The sequence below is a fragment of the Streptomyces nigra genome, assembly GCF_003074055.1.
Classification (GTDB): domain Bacteria; phylum Actinomycetota; class Actinomycetes; order Streptomycetales; family Streptomycetaceae; genus Streptomyces; species Streptomyces nigra.
In genome coordinates, this window is record NZ_CP029043.1 from 738,414 (window position 1) to 759,647 (window position 21,234).

At 73.3% G+C, this 21,234-nt stretch carries 9 protein-coding genes; 2 read left to right on the forward strand and 7 right to left on the reverse strand.

Features of this window, described 5'->3' with window-relative positions:
- Positions 1 to 43: 43 nt before the first annotated feature.
- On the reverse strand, positions 44 to 820 hold the full coding sequence (locus DC008_RS03415) for a class I SAM-dependent methyltransferase (RefSeq protein ID WP_108705650.1): 777 nt from the start codon (positions 818 to 820) through the stop codon (positions 44 to 46).
- Positions 821 to 1,087: 267 nt separating this feature from the next.
- Here DC008_RS03415 and DC008_RS03420 point away from each other — a divergent pair, with 267 nt between their 5' ends.
- The gene (locus tag DC008_RS03420) at positions 1,088 to 2,962 is read left to right on the forward strand and encodes a glycoside hydrolase family 5 protein (protein ID WP_108710547.1); all 1,875 of its coding nucleotides are present in this window, start codon (positions 1,088 to 1,090) and stop codon (positions 2,960 to 2,962) included.
- On the opposite strand, the gene lpdA is transcribed toward DC008_RS03420, so the two are convergent.
- The 4 genes from lpdA to DC008_RS03445 all read right to left on the reverse strand — a co-directional run bounded on the left by lpdA (position 2,959) and on the right by DC008_RS03445 (position 7,387).
- Positions 2,959 to 4,371 carry a dihydrolipoyl dehydrogenase gene (lpdA, locus tag DC008_RS03425; protein ID WP_108705651.1) on the reverse strand — a complete coding sequence of 471 codons (1,413 nt, stop codon included), beginning with the start codon at positions 4,369 to 4,371 and terminating at the stop codon, positions 2,959 to 2,961. The two genes, DC008_RS03420 and lpdA, sit on opposite strands and share 4 nt — an antisense overlap.
- 148 nt (positions 4,372 to 4,519) lie before the next feature.
- Entirely contained in the window at positions 4,520 to 5,380 is an 861-nt protein-coding gene (locus DC008_RS35365) for an SCO2400 family protein (protein ID WP_164492256.1), read from the reverse strand.
- Between the two features lie 184 nt (positions 5,381 to 5,564).
- Positions 5,565 to 7,043: a glutamate-cysteine ligase family protein gene (locus DC008_RS03440; protein WP_108705653.1), complete on the reverse strand. Its 1,479-nt coding sequence runs from the start codon at positions 7,041 to 7,043 to the stop codon at positions 5,565 to 5,567.
- A gap of 134 nt (positions 7,044 to 7,177) precedes the next feature.
- On the reverse strand, positions 7,178 to 7,387 hold the full coding sequence (locus tag DC008_RS03445) for an MbtH family protein (protein ID WP_108705654.1): 210 nt from the start codon (positions 7,385 to 7,387) through the stop codon (positions 7,178 to 7,180).
- 127 nt (positions 7,388 to 7,514) lie between these two features.
- On the opposite strand from DC008_RS03445, the gene DC008_RS03450 reads away from it, so the two are divergent.
- The gene (locus tag DC008_RS03450; protein ID WP_108705655.1) at positions 7,515 to 8,618 is read left to right on the forward strand and encodes an alpha/beta hydrolase-fold protein; all 1,104 of its coding nucleotides are present in this window, start codon (positions 7,515 to 7,517) and stop codon (positions 8,616 to 8,618) included.
- A 16-nt stretch (positions 8,619 to 8,634) separates the two neighbouring features.
- Here DC008_RS03450 and DC008_RS03455 read toward each other — a convergent pair whose 3' ends face one another.
- Both DC008_RS03455 and DC008_RS03460 read right to left on the reverse strand, forming a co-directional pair.
- Positions 8,635 to 10,332 (reverse strand): ABC transporter ATP-binding protein, encoded by a 1,698-nt coding sequence (locus tag DC008_RS03455; protein WP_108705656.1) that lies wholly within the window; start codon positions 10,330 to 10,332, stop codon positions 8,635 to 8,637.
- Entirely contained in the window at positions 10,319 to 21,232 is a 10,914-nt protein-coding gene (locus tag DC008_RS03460; RefSeq protein ID WP_108705657.1) for a non-ribosomal peptide synthetase, read from the reverse strand. The genes DC008_RS03455 and DC008_RS03460 overlap by 14 nt, the downstream gene beginning before the upstream one ends.
- Positions 21,233 to 21,234: the final 2 nt, after the last annotated feature.

Below are 21,234 nucleotides of genomic sequence, written 5' to 3' on the forward strand. Positions count from 1 at the left end.
CAATAGTCCGGGACGGATGACCTACTGACGGGATGTGGGGCGCTCACTCCGGGTGACTGACGCGGATCTTGGACTGCCCGTGCGGGAGCCGCTCCCAGTCCGCCATGAAACGGGCCCGCAGCCCGTGCTTCTCGGCCAGCGCCAGCAGCGTCTCGGTGCGGTAGTAGAAGTCCTCCCGCAGGACCTGGTGCTCCTCCCTCTCTGTTCGATCGAACGTGAAGTCGAACCAGCCGCCGGGTGTCAGCACTCGTCCCACATGGGCCAGGCACTGGTCGATGACGGGCAGCGGCGAATGCGAGAAGACGCTGTGGGCGTGCACCACGTCGAAGTGGGCGTCGGGCAGGAACGCCAGACTGAGGTCGCGCACGGGGGTGAGGGTGGGCAGCCGGTCCTGCAGGCCCATCTGCACGACGGTGTCCTGGGCGGCGAACAGGATGTCGGGCGAGATGTCGATGCCGTAGTAGTGGCCGGGCTCCAGATGGCGGATGAACCGCCAGCCGGCGCGCAGATTGCCGCAGCCGATCTCCAGCATCCGGTGCTCGGGGCGCAGACCATGCCCGACCAGATAGTCGAACTGCATCGCGCCGAGCGCCAGCCACCGCTCGCGGTTCGCGCTGCCGACGGCCGCGTCCGGGTCGGCGCGGGTGTCGGAGCGCATCACGGCGCGGTAGTAGGAGACGTGGTCCCGGTGGCGGCGGCGCAGCCACAGGTCCCGGGCCGTGCGGGCCAGGTGGCGGGGGACGCGCTCGGGGTGGTGCAGGGCGTAGCGCAGACGGTGGCCGAGGGCGGCGCGGTTGGTGGTGAGGTTCTTGGCCGGCATGGGGTTCGTGCCTTCCTGGGGACGCGTTACCACCGAGGATGCGCACAGCGGCGGCCACGCGCCACAGGGACGGCGCCGGGGGCCGCCGGGGGAAGCCCTCCGGGGGGTGTGCTCGCGGCGTGAACTCCTAGGTGTCGTACGGCCGTTGGTGCATTACCGTGGTGGGCGTCGATCGTCGTGACACAGTCATGACAATAGGGCGGGAGGGTGGCCGTGCGTGCTTCCTTGGTGAGGGCGGCCCTGGCCGCCGCGCTCCTCGTGGCTCCGATGACCTCGCTCCCCCACGCCCAGGCGGCCACGCCGCCCGCCGCCGGGGTGCCCGCGTCCTCCCCGGCGCCCGTGGCGGAGGGCTGGACGCCGCCGCTGAGCACCCGGGGCCGCTGGATCGTCGACGCGGACGGCGACCGGTTCAAGCTGCGCTCCGGCAACTGGCACGGCGCCAGCGGCACATGGAACGGCTCCGGCGACACGGAGGACGACGCGAACCACCACGCGGGCGAGAACTCCGGCCGGATCCCGCTCGGCCTCGACCGCGCCCCGATGGCCGAGATCATCGCGGGCTTCCAGGAGATCGGCATCAACAGCGTCCGGCTGCCCTTCTCCAACGAGATGGTCCACGACACCCGCCCCGTGACGGACGACGCCGTCGCCGCCAACCCGGCCCTGCGCGGCAGGACACCGCTCCAGGTGTACGACGCGGTGGTGCGCGCCCTCACCGGCGCGGGGCTCGCGGTCATCCTCAACAACCACACCAACACGACCCGGTGGTGCTGCGGCGTCGACGGCAACGAGCGCTGGAACGCGAGCCGTTCGATCGCCGAGTGGGAGGAGGACTGGCTGTTCATGGCCCGCCGGTACCGGGACAACCCCCGAGTGGTCGGCGCCGACCTCTACAACGAGGTGCGCCGCTCGGTGTGGGACGACCCCAACTGGGGCCTCGGCGACGACCACGACTGGTTCGCCGCGTCCCAGCGCGTCGGCGACCGCATCCTCCTGGAGGCCGACCCGGACCTGCTCATCGTGGTCGAGGGCATCAACTGGACCGGCATCCCCGTCGACGGCCTTCCGCACGAACGCCCCACCCTGGAGCCCGCCCGCCAGCTCTCCCACACCCTCGTCGACTCCGGCAAGCTCGTGTACTCGGCCCACTTCTACGACTACACGGGCCCCCGGCACAGCGGCGCCACCGGCCTCGGCGAGACCAGCGACCCCCGCTACCGCGATCTGAGCCCGGACGAACTGGTCGCCGTGCTGAACCGGCAGGCGTTCTTCGTCGCCGCCGAGCAGGACCGGCAGTTCACCGCTCCCGTCTGGATCAGCGAGTTCGGCGTCGGCGGGCGCGCCGAGACCGCCGCGAGGCCGCGCGCCTGGTTCGAGAACTTCGTCGACCATCTCGTGCGCACCGACGCCGACTTCGCCTTCTGGCCGCTCGTCGGCTGGCACGAGAACCGCGGCGGCAACGGCTGGGCCCTGCTGCACTGGGACGCCGCCGGACACCGGATGGGCGTGTACGACGGTGACGACTGGCGCGCCCCGGCGTGGCGGCGGCTCGTCGAGGCACCCGGCCGCACCGGACCGGTACCCCGGGCCGCCGAGTGGTCCCAGCTCAGCCCCGACCACCGCGACTTCGTGGCGTCACGCCGGATGCGGGAGCTCCCCGACTTCGACTCCGGCGCCCGCAAGGCCGTCTGCCCCGACGGTCAGCGGTTGCTCGGGCTCGCGCACACCGGGAACCGCGGACTGTGCTCGGACGTGACCGCCGCAGACCTGGGCGGCCCGGCCCTCGGGCACGAGGTGGTCCGCGACGAGCGGCACGTCCGCCCCGGCGGCGACTGGGCGTCCGGGTACACCAAACTCCAGTGCGCCGACGGGCAGTTCCTCGCCGGGTACAGCGTGCGCGGGGCGGCGGTCTCGGCTGCCCTGTGCGTCACCGCGCGACCCGGCACGCTGGGCACCGGCGGCCGTACGGTCTGGTTCGACCGGGGGGACGCGCGCGGGACGGCGCCCAAGGGCGGCGACTTCGCGTACGGCCGGTACAAGGGGCAGTGCGGTGACGGCGAGTACGCGGCCGGGATCGCGTACACCGGCCGGATCGGCTCGGCCCGGACCCCGGACGCGCTGTACTGCCGTCCGCTCGCCTAGAGGTTGATCATGTGGCCGGAGAGGCCGTGGATCGCTTCCTGGAGGGCCTCGCCGAGGGTCGGGTGGGCGTGGACGTTGCGGGCGACCTCGTGGACGGTGAGGTCCCACTGCTGGGCCAGGGTCAGCTCGGGCAGCAGCTCGGTGACGTCCGGGCCGATGAGGTGGCCGCCGAGGAGTTCGCCGTACTTGGCGTCGCTGATCAGCTTGACGAAGCCGGTCGCGTCGCCGAGGCCGTGCGCCTTGGCGTTGGCGGTGAACGGGAACTTCGCCACCTTCACGTCGTAGCCCTGCTCACGGGCCTGTGCCTCGGTCCAGCCGAAGCTGGCGATCTGGGGCTGGCAGTAGGTGGCGCGCGCGATCATCGTGTAGTCGAGCTCCATCGTCTCCGCGTCGGCGATGGTCTCGGCGGCGATGACGCCCATCGCCTCGGCGGCGTGCGCGAGCATCAGCTTCGCCGTCACGTCCCCGATGGCGAAGAGGTGCGGGACGGACGTACGGCAGCGGCCGTCGACGTCGATGGCGCCGCGCTCGGTGACCCGTACACCGGTGTTCTCCAGGCCGTAGCCGCCGATGTTGGGGGCGAAGCCGATGGCCTGGAGCACCTTGTCGGCCTCCAGGACCTGCTGGGCGCCGTCCTTGCCGGTGACGGTCACGCGCACCTGCTCGCCGGACTCGTCGACGGCGTCGACCCGGGTGGAGGTGAGCACGTCGATGCCCAGCCGGCGGTACTGCTTGGCGAGTTCGGCGGAGACCTCGGCGTCCTCCAGCGGGGCCATCCGGTCGAGGAACTCGACGATGGTGACCTTCACACCGTAGTTGTGCAGCACATAGGCGAACTCCACACCGATCGCGCCGGCGCCGGCGATGACGATGGACCGGGGCAGCTCGTCGGTGAGGATCTGCTCCTCGTAGGTCACGACGCGGTCGGTGCGCCGGGTGCCGGGCAGCAGCTTGGGCGTGGCCCCGGTGGCGATGACGCAGTGGTCGAAGCGGACGGTGCGGGTGGTGCCGTCGGAGCCCGCCACCTGGAGGGTGTGCGGGTCGAGGAAGGTGCCGCGGCCGTCGATCTCCGTGATCTTGTTCTTCTTCATCAGGTAGTGGACGCCCTTGACCCGGCCGTCGGCGACCTTGCGGCTGCGCCGGAACGCCTCGCCGTAGTCGAAGGTGATCTGCCCCTCCGCCTGGATGCCGAACGTCTTCGCCTCACGGGTGACGATGTGCGCGAGTTCGGCGTTGCGCAGCAGCGCCTTGGTGGGGATGCAGCCCACGTTCAGGCAGACGCCGCCCCAGTACTTCTCCTCCACGACCGCGACGCGCTTGCCCAGCTGCGCGGCGCGGACGGCGGCCACGTAGCCGCCCGGTCCGGCGCCGAGGACCACGACGTCGAAGCGCTCGTCCTGCTCGACCATGGGGAGTTCCCTCCTGAGTGCCACAACCTGCTTCTGCGGTGCCGGGCGCGCCGGGGCGGCGGCCGACTCCTTCCAGCATGGACGCAGACGCAGGGTTTCGCGGCGTCACCGGAGCGTGACGGTGATCTCAGGAGGGTGGGGGCGGGGGTCAGCCGAGGCAGAGCAGGTTCAGCACGCAGAGCTGTGCGGGCGAGGTGTTGTCCTGCGGCCCCTGGGGGTTGTCGGGCGCCGGGGTGGCGCCGGTGCCCGTGTCGTCCGAGGGGGCCGGCTCCGCCGACTGCTGCTGTCCGCCGGCCTGGGTGCCGCCGCCACCGGTGCCCGGGGTCGTGGCGGCGGGCGGCGGAGTGGACTGCTGGGTCCGGGGCGCCTGCGAAGCGGCCGTGGTGGAACTGGAGGGGGCGTCCGGGCGGGTGACCCGACGGGTGGTGTGCGAGGAGGACACGGGCTCGCGCGCCACATCGGTGGCCGACGGCTTCGGGGACGAGGTGTCGCCGCGCGGGGCCTCGGAGCCGTCGGGGGCACTCTGCGCCGGGCCGCTGGGCTCGATGTGCCGCTGCCGGGACAGCTCGGTGTGCGGCTGTTCCGGCGCGGTGGCGGCCTGGGCGCGGTCGCCGGACTGGCGGTCCAGGGAGGTGAGGGTGAGGCCGCCGCCGACGAGGGCGACGGCGGTGGCGACCACGGCTCGGCGCTGGTTCTTCTTCCAGCGGGCCCGCTGGCGTCGCCGGGCCGCCCGGCCCTGGGGCGCGCCGGTCACGCCCTCGGCGCCCTCCACGTCCTCGGGCAGGTCGGAGGGGTCGTCGTCGAGGGCCGCCGCGTGCGCGGCCCCGTCGTGGAAGGAGGCGTCGAACCAGGGGCCGGGGTCCGGCTGCCTCCCGGTCGCGGCCGGGCCCGGTGTCGCGGGCCGGGCGGGACCCGCCACGGAGGGAGCGATGTCCGGGGCGTAGGCGCCGCACCCGGGGCACACGAGCGCCCCGTTGAGGTGCCGGCGGCACGAGGAGCAGTAGTCCATCGGTGGTCTTCCTGGGTTGACTGCGCCATCGGGCCTGCTCGGCCGCGGCCTGGTCGTGTCCGTGCCGGAGGCCGGACGGCCAGAACGCTAACGAGACCATGGACGGGCTGTGTGCAGCCTGAGTGATACTCCTGCGCAGATCCGGCGGGAAGTGTGGGGGCGCCGGGGTCCGGCCCGGGGCCCGTCAGTCGACGGGCCAGGTGTGCGCGGCCGCGTTGAGATGCATGTAGTCCATGTACGACCTGGTCATCCGGCGCAGAGCCTCCCGCCGGTCGGTGGACGAGCCCTTCTCCAGCTGGTGCACGGTCTCCGCCTGCCACAGGGCGCCGTTGCGCCCGGTGACGCACCGCTGCTCGATGATGCCCAGCAGCGGTTCCCGCCACGCCGTGTCCATCCCGGCCAGCTCCAGGCCCCTGTGGGCCAGCGGCAGCAGCCGCCGCAGGACGAGTTCGGTGACGGGGACCTCGCCCACGCCCGGCCAGTACAGACGGGCGTCGATGCCGTCGCGGGCGGCGGTGTGCAGGTTCTCCTCGGCCGCCGCGAACGACATCCGCGACCAGACGGGCCGGTCCTCGTCGACCAGGGCGCGGGTGAGGCCGTAGTAGAAGGCGCCGTTGGCGATGGTGTCGGAGACGGTGGGGCCCGCGGGCAGGACGCGGTTCTCGATGCGCAGATGCGGTCCGCTGTCGGTGACGGCGTAGACGGGCCGGTTCCAGCGGTAGATGGTGCCGTTGTGCAAGGTCAGCTCGCCCAGTTCGGGGACCCGGCCGTCTTCGTGCAGCAGGCGCGGATCCTCGTCGTCGCACAGTGGCAGCAGCGCCGGGAAGTAGCGCACGTTCTCCTCGAACAGGTCGAAGACGCTGGTGATCCAGCGTTCGCCGAACCACACCCGCGGCCGTACGCCCTGCGCCTTGATCTCCACCGGACGGGTGTCCGTGGCCTGCTCGAACAGCGGGATACGGGTCTCCCGCCACAGTTCACGGCCGAAGAGGTACGGGGAGTTCGCGGCCAGGGCGATCTGCACCCCGGCGATGGCCTGGGCGGCGTTCCAGTAGTCCGCGAACTCCCTCGGCGAGACCTGGAGGTGGAACTGCGTGCTGGTGCAGGCGGCCTCCGGGGTGATCGTGTCCGCGTACGTGGACAGGCGCTCCTCGCCGTCCACGACGATCCGCAGGTCCTCGCCGCGGGCCGCGAAGATCTGCTCGTTGAGCAGCCGGTAGCGCGGGTCGCCGGACAGCGCGGCCTCGCCGACGTCGTCCTCGCCGAGGGTCGGCAGAATGCCGATCATGATCAGATGGGCGCCGACGGCCGAGGCGCGGTCCTCGGCGTGGTTGAGGGCGTCGCGGATCGCCTGCTCCCAGGCGCCTGGGCCGCCGGTCGTCAGCTCCCGGGGCGGGATGTTGATCTCGAGGTTGAAGCGGCCCAGCTCGCTGTCCCAGGCGGGGTCGGCGATGGCCTGGAGGACCTCGGTGTTCCGCATCGCCGGCAGTCCGTCGTCGTCGACGAGGTTGAGTTCGATCTCGAGCCCGACGCGCGGGCGCTCGCTCTCGAACGTCGACTCGCGCAGCATCTGCGCCAGCACGTCGAGACAGGTGTGCATCTTCTCCCGGTAGCGGCGGCGGTCCTCGCGCGTGAACACCCGGGCCGGCACATCGCGTCCCATGGGGCCCTCCCGAGTTCCCTCGGCGGTCACCTTTCCGGTCCCAGAGTCCCACCTCGGAGGCGACCCGGACAGCCGACGACGTGGAAGCCGCCCTGCAGAGGACCCGGAGCCCTTTTGTGCCGCCGAGGAACAAACTAATCCTGGACCCGCGCGAGGGACCGGGGCCGCAGATCGGTCCAGTGCGTGTCGACGTAGTCCAGGCACGCCCGCCGGGAGTCCTCCCCGAACACGGCCGCCCACCCTCCGGGCACCTCGGCGAAGGACGGCCACAGCGAGTGCTGGCCCTCGTCGTTCACCAGGACCAGGAAGCGGCCCTCGTCGTCGTCGAAGGGGTTGGTGCTCATGCTCGGCGCCTCCTCGGATCCCGACCGGACCACTGACAGACCGTCAACCTTAGGTTAGCCTTGCCTAATTGGCGAGCCTAGTGTGTCCCTCCCCGTCCCACAAGGTCCCCTGGATCGAAGGAGACGTATGCGCCGCGCGCCCGACGTCCAGCATCCCTTCGCCCCGTACGGCCTGCCGGATGCGCCCGGCACCGGCGCCTTCTGGTCCCGCGCGGGGGCGCCCGCCTCGGTCCCCGACGGCGACGGCGGCTGGCGGACCCTCTTCCTGTGGCGGGGCTCCCCGGCGAGCATCCACTTCGAGAGCCGTCCGGAACGGGTGCCGCTGCGCCGCTGGGCGGACACGGACTGCTGGTACGCCGAGGTCGCCCTGCCCACGCGACTGCGGATGACGTACTGGTTCCTGTCCGGCGGCCAGGCGTACGCGGACCCCTTGAACCCTGCCGGGGTGGGCGGGGACCGGTCCGTCGCCGCCACGCCGGACTGCCCACCGCAGCCGTACTGGCCTCCGGTGGGCGCCGACGACGTCCTCCCGCTGCCGCGCACCCGGATCCGCTGGACGGGCGGCCGGCTCGGCGGGCGGCGCACCGTGCGGGTGCAGCCGGTCGGGGGCGGCGGGCCGGTCGTCCTGCTGCTCGACGGCGACGACTGGCTCCATCTGCATCCGGCGACGACCGCGTTCGAGGCGGCCTTCGCCGCCGGCGCGATGCCGCCGGTCACGCTCGTGTTCCTGCCCGCCGGGGACCGGGTGACGGAGTTCGCCTGCCGTCCCGGGCTGTGGGAGGCGGTCCGGGACGAGTTGCTGCCGCTGGTGGCGGAGGCGGGAGTGCCGGCGGACCAGGACCGGCTCGTGGTCGCCGGGCAGAGCCTCGGCGGGCTGAGCGCCCTGTACGCCGCGCTGCGCTTCCCGGAGCTGGTCACGCGGGTCGCGTGCCAGTCGGGTGCCTTCTGGTGGGCGCCGGGCGCCGCGCAAGGACCGGACCCGCTGGGCGGTGAGGTGGGCGGGACCGTCGCCGCGCTGCTGCGGGGGGGCACCGATCTGTCCGGGCTGCGGATCGCGTTCGACGTGGGCGAGCACGAGCGACGGATGCTCCCCCACTGCGCCCTGGTGGAGGAGCTGTGCGGAAAGGCCGGCGCGGCCGTACGGGTGTCCCGGTCGCCCTCCGGCCATGACCGGGCGGGGTGGCGGCACGCCCTGCTCCGGGACGTGGCCTGGACGCTGGAGGCCACCTGAGCGTCCGCCGCGCCCGTCACCGGGCGACCGCCCTGCCGTAGTCCGCGTCGCGGGCCAGGAGGTTGCGGTGGGTGTCCTCGGCCGTGACGACGCCGTCGTCGAGGACGAGGACCCGGTCGGCGGCGTCCAGCAGGGCCGGGCTCGCGGTGATGACGAGGGTGGTGCGGCCGCGGCGCACTCTCGCGATGTTGCGGGCGATCAACTGCTCGGTGACGGCGTCGACAGCGGTCGTCGGGTCGTGCAGGACCAGGATGTCGGGGCCGGCGAACAGGGCGCGGGCCAGGGACAGCCGTTGCCGCTGGCCGCCGGAGAGGTTGGCGCCCCGGTCGCGCACGGCGTGGTCGAGTCCGTCGCGGTGCAGGGCCACGACATCGGTGAGCAGGGACGCCTCGACGGCCTCGCGGACCGGGCGGCCGGTGCCCGACGGGTCGATGTTGGAGCGCAGGGTGCCCGCGAAGATCTCCCCGTCGTACGGGTTCACCAGCAGATGCTCGCGGACCGCCGCCACGGACAGCTCCGGCAGCGGCCGCCCGCCGACCCGGACCTCGCCCTCGTACGCGTCCGGCGGGACGTTCACCGCCAGCACCGCCGCCAGGTCGGCCGCCGCGCGCGGCCGGTAGGCGGCGATCGCGACGAACTCCCCCGCCTGGACGTGGAACTTCAGTCCGCGCAGCGCCCCGTGGCGGACACCGTCCACCTCCAGGCCACGAGCAGGGGCGGGGCGCCCGTCGCCGGGGGTCATCACCGGCGGGGCGCTCAGGACGAGGGCCATGCGGTCGGCCGAGGCCCGCGCGATCATCACGTACTTCGGCATCTCGGAGAACATCTTCAGCGGTTCGATGATGAACTGCGCGAGCCCCACCGCCATGACGAGTTCGCCGACGCCGATCCGGCCCTCGAACGCCAGCCAGCCCGCCAGCACGGTGACGGCGGCGGCGAGGACGGCGTTCAGGGCCAGTGCGGTGCCCGCGTACACGCCGTTCACCTTGGCGACGGTGACCGCCTGGCGCCTGGCCTCCGTGCTCACCGTCCGGTACGAGCGGAACGCGGCGTGGTTCCCGCCGAAGCCGTGCAGGGGGCGCAGTCCGGTGATGAGGTCGGCGACCTTCGCGCCCGCCCGCGCCACCCGCGCCTGCTGCTCGCGCGTGCTCGCCCCGATCCGCCGGGACAGCACGCTGAGCACCGTCAGGATCGCCACGGTGCCCACGACGACCAGCAGTCCGAGCCGGAGGTCGGCGATGCCCAGCGCGACCGCCGCGACCAGCACCGCCACCAGGGAGCTGATGAGCAGCGGCACCACCTCGATGATGTCGGCCGTCTGGTCGGCGTCCTCGGTGGCGACGGTGAGGATCTCGCCGGACTTCAGATCGACGTCCCGGGCCACCGGCTGCAGCCCGTGGGAGGCGACCCGCACCCGCCAGCGGTGCGCCTCCGTGGTGTTGGCCTTCTGCAGGACGCGCATCCCGAACCGCCACGACAGGGACACCGTCGTGATGATCACCGCCAGCGCGGCGACCGACAGCGCGAGGGCCTCGGGGGCGCGGTCGCGCAGGGCGTGCTCCACGATCAGGCCGAGCGCGATCGGGAAGGCGGTCTCCCCCGCCTGGTACAGGCCCATGAGGAGGGTGCCGCTCGCCATGGCGCCGACGTTGCGCCGCAGGGCGGTGCGCAGGATCTCGGCCCCGGTGCGGGGCCCCTGGTCAGGCGTGTTCATCGAGGTGCCGGGCGATCGCTTCGGGGGTGCGGAGCGTGAACAGGTCGCGGAGGGTGAGCACCGGACCGAACTCGCGGCGGAGCAGCCCGACCAGCCGCACCGCCAGCATGGAGTGGCCTCCCAGGGCCACGAAGTCGCCCACCGCGCTCACCTCGTCGTCGTCCAGATCCAGTGCCTCGGCGAAGGCCTCGCACACCGCGGTCTCCGTCGCGGTCTTCGGCCCCCGCTCCCCCGCTGTGGTGAGCGCGCCGAGCGGGCGTGCCTCGGGCAGGGCCTCGGTGTCGGCCTTCCCGTTCACCGTCAGCGGGACGGCGTCGACAGCGGCGTAGTGCGTGGGCCGCAGGAAGTCGGGCAGCGCGGCGCCCGCCTCGCCGGCGACGGCGGCCAGGTCGGCGCCGTCCGCCAGGACCAGATAGGCGGCGTGCCGGTACGCGCCGTCGACCTGGGGGTCGGGCTGGGCGACGGCGGCGGCCTGCCGGACCGCCGGGTGGGCCGCGAACGCGGCCTCCACCTCCCCCGGTTCGACACGGTGGCCGCGGATCTTGACCTGCCGGTCGATGCGGCCCAGGTACGTCAGATGCCCGTCGGGCCGCCGGGCCACCAAATCCCCGGTGCGGTACATGCGCTCGCCGGGCGCGCCGAACGGGCAGGCCACGAAGCGGTGCGCGGTCCCGGCGGGCTGCCCGAGATAGCCGCGCGCGATACCGACGCCCGACACGTACAGCTCGCCGGGGACGCCGTCCGGGACGGGCCGCAGCCAGGGGTCGAGGACGTACACGTCGGTGTTGTCGATGGGGACGCCCACCACCGGGTCGGCGCAGTCGAACGTGCCGGCGCCGAGGGTGTTGATGGTGTACTCGGTCGGCCCGTACAGGTTGTATCCGACCGTCCCCTCGGTGTCCGCGAGCCTCCGCCACAGGGCCGGGGTGACGGCCTCGCCGCCCAGCAGCACCAGCGGGGGCCGCCGGCCCGGGTCGTCGAGCAGGCCCTCGGCGAGCAGCTGCCCGGCGTAGGTGGGGGTCACGTTGACGACGTCTACGGCGTGCTCCAGGCAGTACGCGACGAGCCGGGGCGCGTCCCGGCGCAACTCCTCGTCGCAGATGTGCACTTCATGGCCGTCGGCGAGCCACAGCAGCTCCTCCCACGACATGTCGAAGGCGAACGAGACGGTGTGCGCGACGCGGAAGACACGGTGGCCGTGCTCGGCCAGGACGGGGTCGAAGATGCGGCGCCGGTGGTTGACGAGCATGTTGGTGAGTCCGGCGTACTCGGTCACGACGCCCTTGGGCCGTCCCGTCGACCCGGACGTGTAGATCGTGTACGCGGGGTGCCGCAGCCGGTCGGGGTCGTCCGGCGCGAACGTCGTGAACGGCTCCGCGTCCGGCAGGGGTGCGTCCAGCTCGATCAGGTCGCCGGTGAGCCGGGGTGCGACGGACCGCACGGTGAGGATCACGTCCGGCCGGGCGTCCGCGAGGATCGCGGCGATGCGCTCGTCGGGGTGGTCCAGCTCCAGCGGCACATAGGCGGCGCCCACACGCAGCACGGCGAACAGGGCCACGATCGAGTCCAGGGAGCGCGGGATCGCGAGGCCGACGGTGGTCTCGGGGCCGATGCCGGGCCGGGCGAGCACACCCGCGACCTCCCGGCTGCGGTCGCGCAGTTCGGCGAAGGTCAGGGTCTCTCCGGCGGCGACCAGGGCGGTCCGCCCGGGGTGCCGGTCCGCCGCCCGGTCGAACCGGTCCACGACGGTGTCGGTGCCGATCGGCGTGCGCTCGCCCGGGACGGGCCGGGGAGCAAGCCCGGGCAGGGCGCCCAGCGGGCCGGTCGTCCGGGCCAGTCCGTCGAGCATCCGCAGATAGTCGTCGAGCAGGAGCCGGGCGCTCGCGGTGTCGCCGTGCCGGTGCTCCAGCTTGACCGTCAGCCGGTCGCCGGGGGTGACGACCCAGGTGAAGGGGTAGTGCGTGGAGTCGTCGGCCCGGACCGAGGTGATGCCGTGCCGGGCGTTCATCGCGGCGAAGGCGTCCAGGTCCAGGAAGTTCTGGAGCACGAACAGGTTGTCGAAGAGCGTGTCGTGCCCGGCCGCCCGCTGGATCTCGCCGAGCCCCAGATGCTCGTGCTCCATCGCCCCGACCCGCGCCTCCTGCACGGCCGTCAGACAGGCGCGCACGGTGTCGTGGGGCCGCGGCCGCGTCCACAGGGGCACGGTGTTGAGCAGGACGCCGACCATGTCCGCGAGACCGTCGCCGTCCCGTCCTGACACGGTCACCCCGAACACGGCGTCGGCCCGTCCGGTGCGCGCCCCGAGAAACAGTCCGAACGCGGCGGTCAGCAGAGTGTTCAGGGTGACCCCGTGGGCCTTGGCGGCGTCCTTCAGCAGGTCGGAGGACTCGGTGGACAGCGTGTGTACGAGGGTGCCCGGCAGGTCGTCGGCGAGGTCCGGCGCGGGCCCTGCGAGCAGGGTCGGCCCGGGCAGCCCGGCCAGGTGCCCGGCCCAGAACCGCTCGGCGTCGGCGGGGTCCCGGGCGTCGAGGGCCCGCGCGTGCTCCTCGAACGAGGGGACGGCCGGGGTGGGATCGAGGGTCTCGCCCGCGAGGAGGGCCCGGTAGGCCTCGAACAGCTCGCGCAGCACGATCTCCCGGGACCAGCCGTCCCACAGCAGCAGGTGGTGGCTGAGCAGCAGCCCGTCGTGCCCGCCGGGCAGGCGGACCACGGTCAGCCGGATCAGCGGGGGCGCGTCGAGGTCGAAGCCGGTGGCCCGGTCCCGTGCGCGCAGTGCGTCGACCTCGGTGTCTGAGACTTCGAGCATGCGGACTTCGACCCGGCGGCCCGGCGCGAGGGTCTGGACGGGGTTGCCGTCGGCGTCGGTGGTGAAGCCGGCGCCGACACCCGGGTGACGGGCGATCACGTGAGCCATGGCGTCGGTCAGCGCGTCCGGGTCGAGACGGCGGTCGAAGGTGAACCAGCTCTGCGCCACATAGTGCCCGGCCGCCGCGCCGGCAAGCTGGGCCTGGAAGTACAGGCCGCGCTGGAGCGGGGTGACCGGTGCGGTGCGCTCGGCGGAGGCCACGGCGTCCGCGAGACGCTCCACGTCGGCGTGCCAGTGCCGGACGAGATCGTCGGGGACGCCGTCGGCGAGCGTGAACTCGGCGTGCAGGGCCGGCTGTTCGGCGTCGCCTTCGAGCCATGCGTCGACCTCGACCGCGTACGGGCTCTGCTGATCCCCGGGATCGAGGTGGATCGCCTGCGACTCGCTCGCCCGGCCGAGGTAGTTGAAGAGCACCTGGGGGCGGGCGGTGAGCAGCGGGGCGGTCTGCGGGTCGAGGTGGCGCAGTTGCCCGTAGCCGACGTGGGCGTGCTCGCCGGGCCGGCGCGCGGCGACCTCGCGGGCGGCGGTGAGCGGGTCGGTGTGGGCGGTCAGCCGAACCGGGGCGATCGCGGTGAACCAGCCGACGGTGCGGCTGTAGTCGTGGTGGACCGACGCCGGCACCCGGCCGTGGTGCTCCAGCTCCACGGCCAGGTCGGTGGGCGTGTCCTGGATCCGGGTGAGCGCGGTGCGCAGGGCGCCGCACAGCAGTTCGGTGGTGCCGACGCCGAGTGCGGTGCGCGTGAGGCGCGCGGTGACGTCGGAGGGCACGACGACCCGGGTGCGGCGGCTGCCTTGGACGTCGGCGAGCAGCGGCGGCGCTTGGAGGGTGCTGAGCCAGTGCCCGAGGTCACCGGCCGTGCGGGCGGAGGTGAGCATGAGGGCTTCGGCGTGCTCGGCGTACGAGGTGGTGGGGGGCGGCAGAGGGTCGCCGCGCAGGGCCGCGGTGAGGTCGTCGAGGAGGACCAGCCAGGACACGGCGTCGATGGCGAGGTGGTGGACGGTGACGACGAGCGTACGGCTCGCCTCCAGCCAGGCGAAGGCGATGACGTCACCGGAGACGGGGTCGAGACGGTCGGCGGCCTGGTCGGCGGCGTGGGCGGGGTTGAGCAGGTCGGCCGATCCGTGGGTGGGGTCGGGCCGGTCGGGTCGTACGACGGTGACCTCGCGGGTCGGTTCCGTGGCGAGGGTCCACACGCCGTGCTCGACGCGCAGCCTCAGCCTGAGCACGGGGTGTGCGGCCACGACGGCACGTGCGGCCCGCTCAATGTCGGCGAGCGTGGTGCCCTGGGGGGCCACCAGGGTCCTGGCCTGGACGAACCGGGCGAGGGAGCCGCCCAGTTCGCGTTGCCGCAGCATGATCGGGGTGGGCGGGAAGGCCCCGTCGGTACGGCGACGCGTGGGGGTGGGCGCGGGCTGCGGTGCGGTCGTCGCCAGGTGGCCTGCGAGGGCGCGCGGGGTGCGCAGCAGGAAGACGTCCCGGGGTGTGAGCGGCAGACCGCGCGTCCTGGCCCGGTTGACGACGGTGAGGGCGACGATGCTGTCGCCTCCGGCCCGGAAGAAGTCGGTGTCGGCGTCCACGGGGACGCCGGGCAGCGTCTCGGTGAACAGGTCGACGAGCGCGGCCAGCCCGCCGTCGGTGCTGAGGGCCGCCGGAGTGTCGTCCTCGGTGGCGGGCACGGTCAGGGCCGCGCGGTCCAGCTTGCCGTTGACGGTGAGTGGCAGCGCGTCGATCCGTACGGCCCGGGCCGGGACCATGTGCGCGGGCAGCTTCGCGGAGAGCAGGGCGGTGAGGTCGCCGGGAATCTCGCCCACGAGGTGGGCGATCAGGTGGTCGTCGCTCGCGGCCACGGTGACGGCCACGTCCGTCACGCCGTCCAGGCCCCGGATCGCGGCCTCGACCTCGCCCAACTCGATCCGGTAGCCCTTCAGTTGCACCTGGTCGTCGGCCCGGCCGACGAACTCCAGCTCGCCGTCGAGGGTGCGTATGGCGAGGTCGCCCGTGTGGTACATGCGGGAGCCGTCCGCCGCGAACGGGTCGGCCACGAAGCGGGCGGCGGTGAGCGCGGGCCTGCCCAGATACCCGAGGGACACCTGGTCGCCGGACACGTAGACGGCACCGACACGACCGGGCGGCACGGGCCTGAGCCGCTCGTCCAGCAGGTGGGTGACGAGGCCGGGGATCGGGCCGCCGATGGGGCTGGCGCCCGTGTCGTGCGCGAAGTCCTCGTCGGTCAGGGCGCGGTGGGTGACGTGGACCGTGGTCTCGGTGATGCCGTACATGTTGACGAGCTCGGGTGTCCGGGTGCCGTGCCGGTCGACCCAACCGCGCAGCCGGCCGAGGTCCAGGGCCTCGCCGCCGAAGACGACCCGGCGCAGGGCGGACAGCGGGACCCCGGCCGCCCGGTCGGCCTCGGCGAACTGGTAGAAGGCCGACGGCGTCTGGTTGAGCACGGTCACCCCGCGCTCCCGCACCAGCCGGTGGAAGTCGACCGGGGAGCGGGTCAACGCGTGGTCGGGGACGAGGAGTTCGGCGCCGCGCGTCAGCGCGCCCCACAGCTCCCAGACGGCGAAGTCGAAGGACGCGGAGTGGAACTGCGCCCAGACGTCGTCCGGACCGGTGTCCATCAGCGGCCGGGTCCGGTCGAGCAGGGAGGTCACGGCGGAGTGCGGGACGACGACCCCCTTCGGGCGGCCGGTGGAGCCGGACGTGTAGATCACATAGGCGGGGTCGTGCGGTGCGGGGCGGGGGCCGTCGGAGGCAGTCGGCACCTCGTCGTCGCCCGGAACCAGAACGCGCGCCTCCGATCCCGCCCGGGCCAGCAGCCCGGCGAAGCGTTCGCGCAGCTCAGGGGCCACGAGGACGACGTGCGGGGCCGCGTCGGACAGGACGTACCGCAGGTGTTCGTCGGGGTACGCCGGGTCCAGCGGGACGTAGGCGCCGCCCGCGCTGACGACGGCGATAAGAGCGACTGTCTGTGCGGCGGAGCGTGGAACGGCGACGGCGACCCGTCGGCCCGGCCGCACCCCGGCCGCCCGCAGGACGGCCGCCAACTCGTTCTTGCTGGACGCCAGTTCGCCGTATGTCATCGACCGCCCGGCCCCGTCCAGGGAGCACTCGGTGACGGCCGTGGCGTCCGGGTCCAGGCGGGCGGCGGCGTCGAAGCGGTCGGCCAGGGTCGTGGGGGCCGTCTCCCATGGAACGTACGGTGCCCGCAGGTCGCGTACCGCCGTGTCCGGGCGGTCGAGGAGAGCGGCCAGGGTCGACGTGAACGTGTCGAGGATCGACCGGGCCCCGGTCTCGCGGAGCAGAGCCGCGTCATGGATCAGCCGGAAGCGGGAGCGGCCGTCGGAGTCGCGCTCCACCACCAGGGTCAGCGGGTAGTGCGGGGCGCCCTCGTTCACGATGTCCGTGACGACCAGCGTGTCACCGGGGCGCCGCAGCCCGGCCACGTCGGGGGCGACGTCGAACACGACCAGCGTGTCGAAGAGCGTGCCGGTCCCCGCCTGGCGTGCGATCCGGGCGAGCGAGACATGCTGGTGCGCCAGGACGGCACTCTGGTGGGCGCGCACCTCGGCCAGCAGGTCCCGGGCCGTGGTGGTGCCGGTCCAGCGGGCCCGCACGGGCACGGTGTTGATGAACAGGCCGACCATGTCCTCGATGCCGGGCACGTCCGCGTCCCGGCCGGAGACGGTGGACCCGAACACCACGTCGTCGCGGTACAGGATGCCGCCCAGGGTCAGCGCCCAGGCGCTGTGCACGGCCACGCTCAGCGGGACTCCGGCCGTGCGCGCGGCTGTGTCGGGGTCCCCGTCGGGCACCACGCAGACGTCGGCGAACCGGTCCGAGGGGGTGTGCCCCTCGGCGACCAGCGCGGGGCCGGGCAGTGCGGCCAGCCGCTCGCGCCACACGCGGTCGCTCACCTCGTCGTCGAGGGCGGCGAGCCGGCGTACATGGTCGGCGAAGCCGTCGGCCGGGTACCGGCTGCCGGGCGCGTGGTACTCGTCCAGCAGGGCCCGCAGCATCGGCGGGACGGACCAGCCGTCGGCGATGACGTGGTGCACGGTCTGTACGAGGACGCTGCGGCCCGGTCCGCATCGGACCAGCGTGTACCGCATCAGCGGGCCCGTGGCCAGGTCGAACCCGGCGCGGCGGTCCCGCTCGGCGAGTTCACGCAGCTCGTCGTCGCCGATGCCGGGGCGGTCCAGGGTGGTGAAGGGGGCCCGTACGTCCCGCTCCAGGACGGAGACGACCCGGCCGTCGGTGAGGGCGACGAACCGCGCGGCCAGGTTGGGGAACAGGGCGAGCAGCCGGGTGGCGGCGTCCGCGAGCCGCTCGGGGTCCACGTCGCCGTCCAGGGTGAGGAGTTGCTGCTCGACATAGGCGCCGGCCGCGTCGTCGTCGTAGACGGAGTGGAAGTACAGGCCCTCCTGCAGCGGGGTGAGCGGCAGGATGTCCCGCAGGGCCGGGCCGTCCAGGGCGTCGACGTCGGCCTGGGTGAGCGGCACCAGCGGGAAGTCGCTGGGTGAGTGGCCGCCCGTGGGGTCGAGGGCGGCCAGTCCTTCCAGGGCCGTACGGAAGTGGCCGCCGAGTGCGGCGATGTCCTCGTCCGTGAACATGCCGTCCGGCCAGGACAGAGTCGTGACGAGTTCGTGGGCGCCGCTCGGCCCGGGCTCGGCGACCGCGTTGAACTCCAGGGCGCGCGGCAGACGCATCCGCGGATCGCGTCGCTCGCCCAGCTGACCTGCTGCGACGGCCAGTTGCCAGTCGACATCGGATCCGCCTGCGAAGCGGCCCAGGTAGTTGAACAGCACCTGTGGTGGCGGGTTGTCGAACGTCGTGTGTGTCAGGTGGCGCAGGGCGCCGTACGCGATGCCGTGGTACGGCACCTGGGCCAGGTCCTCCTTGACGGCCTTGAGGGCCGAGGTCAGATAGGCCGGGTCGGTGAGGTCGGGGGCCGTGCCGGGGTCCACGGTCACCGGGCACAGGGTCGTGAACCAGCCGATCGTGCGCGACAGTTCGGGTTCGAGGCCGGCCGCCCGGGCGACGAACCCGGTCTCGCGGCCGTGCCCCTCCAGCTCGATGTGCGCGAAGGTCTGGCGCTGCCCCAGGTCCCGGCGCCGGCGGGCGAGGGCGACGGCGAGCGCGGTGAGCAGGACGTCGTCCACGCCCGCGTGGAACCTCGCGGGGATCTCGCCGAGCAGCGCGGCCGTCGTACGGGCGTCGACGGCGACGGTGGCCGTCCGTTCGGTGGCGACGGTGTCGGCGGGGGTGAGGGGCCGCCGGCCCAGCGGCTGGTCCTCGGCGGGCAGCGGGCGCCGGTGGACGGAGCTGTCCGCGTCGAACGCGGCGAGTTCGAGGAGCTGGGTCCAGCGGCGGAACGACGTTCCGGTCGGGGGCAGTTCGATGGGCGTCCCCGCGGACATGTGGCGCCACGCCATGGCGAGGTCGTCCATCAGGATGCGCCAGGACACCCCGTCGACCACCACATGGTGGGCCACGAGGACGAGTTGACGTGTGGTGCGGCGCCATATGGCGCGCAGCATCACACCGGCCGCCGGGTCGAGTCCCTCCGTGGCGAGCGCGACGCAGGCGCCGAGGGGGAGGTCACTCTCCTGCCAGTCGGCGGTGGTGTCCCCGGCCTCGGGGATGTCGAAGCTCCAGCGTTCGCCGCGTACGAGCCGGGCCCGGAGCATGGGGTGGTGGCGGACCACGGCCGTCAGGATCGCGTCGAGTGTCCCGGCGGTGAGCGCGGGCGGGGTGTTGAGGACGACCGACTGGACGAAGCCGTCCACGGCGTCGGTCGTCTCGCCGAGCCACTGCACGATGGGCGAGCCGACGACGGGGCCGGTCGGGATGTCGCGGTGGTCCAGGGGTGCGGTGTCCTGGCGGCTCGCGACGGCAGCGAGCGCACCGACGGTGCTGTGGGCGAAGATCTGCCGTGCGGTGACGTGGAGTCCGGCGTCACGCAGTGCGCTCAGCAGGGAGATGGCGAGGATGCTGTCGCCGCCCAGCCGGAAGAAGTCCTGGTCGACGCCGACCTCGTCGCGTCCCAGGACGGCTGCCACGGCCGCGCAGACCGTGCGTTCGGCGTCGGTGGTGGGGCGGGCGACCGTGGCCGTGCCGAGGTCGGGGTCCGGGAGTGCGTCGCGGTCGAGCTTGCCGTTGGCGGTGAGCGGGAAGCGCGACAGGACGACTATGTGGGCGGGCACCATGTGGTCGACCATGTGGGTGGTGGCCCACGCCCTGACGTCGTCCGGTGTGAGGTCCTCGTTCCCGGTGGTGGGGATGACATAGCCGATGAGATAGGTGCCGCCCGCCGTGTTCTTGCGGGCGACGACGCAGGTGTGACGGACGCGGGGGTGCTCGGCGAGGCCGGTCTCGACGTCCTCGATCTCCAGGCGCATCCCGCGGATCTTGACCTGGTTGTCGGCGCGGCCCAGGAAGTCGAGGGAGCCGTCGGGGGCGTACCGGGCGAGGTCGCCGGTGCGGTAGAGGCGCGAACCGTCGTCGGCGAACGGATTGGCCACGAAGCGGGAGGCGGTGAGGCCGGGCGCGCCGGCGTAGCCGCGGCCCAGCAGCAGCCCGCCGACGTAGAGTTCGCCGCCGACGCCGACCGGGACGGGCCGCAGTTCGCGGTCGAGGACGTACAGCTGGGTGTTGGGGTTGGCCTTGCCGATGGACGTCGACAGGCGTTCGGCGGCGCCCCGGTAGATGACGTGGGAGACGCCGATGGTCGTCTCGGCGGGGCCGTAGCCGTGGTAGAGGGGGATGTCGAGCCGGGCGCGGAACCGTTCGTACAGCTCGGGGGTCAGGACCTCGCCGCCGCACCAGACGTGCCGCAGGCTGTCGAGGCCGCCGGAGTCCCCGGCGATCTCCAGGAGGACGTCCAGCATGGACGACACCAGGTAGGTGAAGGTGACGCGCTGCTCGGCGATCACGCTCAGCACATGCTGCGGGTCGCGTTCGCCGCCCGGGCGCAGGACCACCAGGCGGCCGCCGCTCACCAGCGGCAGGAAGATCTCGTTGATGGAGATGTCGAAGGACAGGGGAGCCTTGAACAGGGAGGCGTCGGTGGGGCCGAAGCGCAGGATCTCGCCGCTCTGCCACAGCAGACGCTCGCTGATCGCCTCGTGCCGGATCATGGCGCCCTTGGGGCGGCCGGTGGACCCCGAGGTGAAGATGACGTAGGCGAGCCGGTCGCCGTGGACGGAGAGACCGGGGTCCGTGGCCGGGTGGGTGCCGTGGCTCCACTCGTCCAGGTCGACCGCCACGGCCGGGGGTTCGGCACGGTCGTGCGTGCCGGTGGCGTTGAGCTGGAGGACGATATCGGCGTCCTGGACGACGACGGCCCGGCGTGCGGCGGGCCACTGGGGGTCGAGCGGGACGAAGGCGCCGCCGGCGCGGAGGACGCCGAGCAGTCCGACCACCAGCTCGGCGGAACGGGCGAGGGAGATGCCGACGACCTGTTCGGCGGTGAGTCCGCGCGCGATCAGGTGGTGGGCCAACTGGGCTGAGAGTTCCGTGACCTGACGGTAGGTCAGGGCTCGGCGTTCGTCGACCACGGCGATCGCGTCCGGCCTGCGGCGGGCCTGCTCCAGGAACAGCGCCATGAGGGTGGGGCGTATCCGGTCGACGCGGGTGTCGTTCCAGCGGGCCAGTGCCGCCAGCCGGTCGGCGGCGCCGGCCGGGCCGACGGTGCCGAGGGGCCGGTCGGGGAAGTCCGCGAGGTCGTCGAGGGCGAGCTGCGCCTCGGACGGATCGACGCCGTCCGGGACGTGGATGCCGCGGCCGTCGGCGTCGATCGGCCAGTCGGCGGGGCCCTGTCCGCCGTGTTCGGCCCAGCCGAGGACGTCGGCGAACAGCGTGCCGGGGGTGAGGTCGAGGCCGTCGCAGCCGTGGCCGCGGGCCCAGTAGGACAGGGCGATGGCGCACGCCCGGGTGATGGTGGTGTCGGAGTGGTCGCCGGTCCGCCCGCGCACCTCGGTCAGGCGTGCGGGAGAGAGCCGTACGAGCCGTGCGTCCGGTTCGCTCATCG

Coding starts and splice junctions, on each gene's coding strand:
- DC008_RS03415 (WP_108705650.1), bottom strand. CDS start 820: ATGCCGGCCAAGAACCTCACCACCAACCGCGCCGCCCTCGGCCACCGT.
- DC008_RS03420 (WP_108710547.1), top strand. CDS start 1,088: ATGACCTCGCTCCCCCACGCCCAGGCGGCCACGCCGCCCGCCGCCGGG.
- lpdA (WP_108705651.1), bottom strand. CDS start 4,371: ATGGTCGAGCAGGACGAGCGCTTCGACGTCGTGGTCCTCGGCGCCGGA.
- DC008_RS35365 (WP_164492256.1), bottom strand. CDS start 5,380: ATGGACTACTGCTCCTCGTGCCGCCGGCACCTCAACGGGGCGCTCGTG.
- DC008_RS03440 (WP_108705653.1), bottom strand. CDS start 7,043: ATGGGACGCGATGTGCCGGCCCGGGTGTTCACGCGCGAGGACCGCCGC.
- DC008_RS03445 (WP_108705654.1), bottom strand. CDS start 7,387: ATGAGCACCAACCCCTTCGACGACGACGAGGGCCGCTTCCTGGTCCTG.
- DC008_RS03450 (WP_108705655.1), top strand. CDS start 7,515: ATGCGCCGCGCGCCCGACGTCCAGCATCCCTTCGCCCCGTACGGCCTG.
- DC008_RS03455 (WP_108705656.1), bottom strand. CDS start 10,332: ATGAACACGCCTGACCAGGGGCCCCGCACCGGGGCCGAGATCCTGCGC.
- DC008_RS03460 (WP_108705657.1), bottom strand. CDS start 21,232: ATGAGCGAACCGGACGCACGGCTCGTACGGCTCTCTCCCGCACGCCTG.